At 58.5% G+C, this 1,012-nt stretch carries 1 protein-coding gene; it reads right to left on the bottom strand.

Annotated features, from left to right (window positions below; translation table 11 throughout):
- Positions 1 to 924 (bottom strand): IS630 family transposase gene (locus ACMGE0_RS33515; protein ID WP_436820165.1). Its coding sequence is split into 2 segments (ribosomal slippage), with 923 coding nucleotides annotated over them: positions 1 to 587 and positions 589 to 924; the frame shifts between segments, so codons are not numbered across the junction. This gene is flagged as partial in the annotation.
- Positions 925 to 1,012 lie beyond the last annotated feature (88 nt).

The following is a 1,012-nucleotide window of genomic DNA, read 5'->3' as shown; positions in this document are numbered from 1 at the left end:
GCATTGACAAGATAATTGGTGCACTCGTCTGGACCGATGGTCTTGACGAGTGAGCCGAGATATCGCCAGGTGTCTTCGATGGTGCGCGTTTGCGCTTTTCGCATCCAATGCTTGATCTTGGCGAAGGCTTGCTCGATTGGATTGAGGTCTGGTGAATAGGGCGGCAGAAACCAGAGCCTTGCGCCGGCGGCCTTGATCAACTGCCGTATCTGCCCGGATTTGTGGCTGCCCAGATTATCCATGATGACGATGTCGCCTGGCCGCAGCGTCGGGACGAGTTGTTGCTCGACATAGGCCTTGAAGCATTGGCCATTGATCGGGCCGTCGAAGACGCAGGGTGCGGTAAGACCATCGGCCCGGAGCGCGCCGACGAATGTTAAAGTGCGCCAATGACCATGCGGAGCAAAGCCACGCAGGCGCTTGCCCTTAACACCCCAGCCGTAGAGCGGCGCCATATTGGTCTTAATCCAGGTTTCGTCGATGAACACGAGCTTTTGAGGATCAAGGCGCGTCTGCCATGACTGCCAGCGCTTGCGCCGACGGGCGATGTCAGTGCGCGCCTGTTCAAGGGCAAACATCGTTTTTTTTGAAGCGCAGCCCCTCGCGGCGCAGGAAGCGCCAAACGGCGTCATGGGAGACGATGACGCCTCTCACCGCCAGTTCGGCCTTGAGACCGTGCAGGCTGATTTGCGGGCTCTGCGCAATCCGCTCGGCTATGAAAGCGCGATGCGGTTCTAAAAGGCGTTTGCGATGCCCTCCCATCTGACCCGGCGCGACCGAACCGCTGCGGCGATACCGCTGCGACCACTTCACAACAGACGAGACCGAGACACCAAACCGCGCCGCCACCGAGCGGCAGCTCTCGCCCGCCGCAACAGCGCCCACGACACGTTCACGCAGATCATTCGAAAGAGGTGCGACCATCGATGCTGACCTCCTCTCAGCCTGCATCTTGAATCACATTCGACATCAAAAGGGAATCCGCGATTCAAACAAAATCATAAACGCTCTA

The sequence above is a fragment of the Neorhizobium descurainiae genome, from assembly GCF_051400715.1.
GTDB lineage: Bacteria > Pseudomonadota > Alphaproteobacteria > Rhizobiales > Rhizobiaceae > Neorhizobium.
The sequence above is the reverse complement of the archived record's forward strand: the minus strand, read 5'-3'. Positions and strand labels throughout refer to the sequence as shown.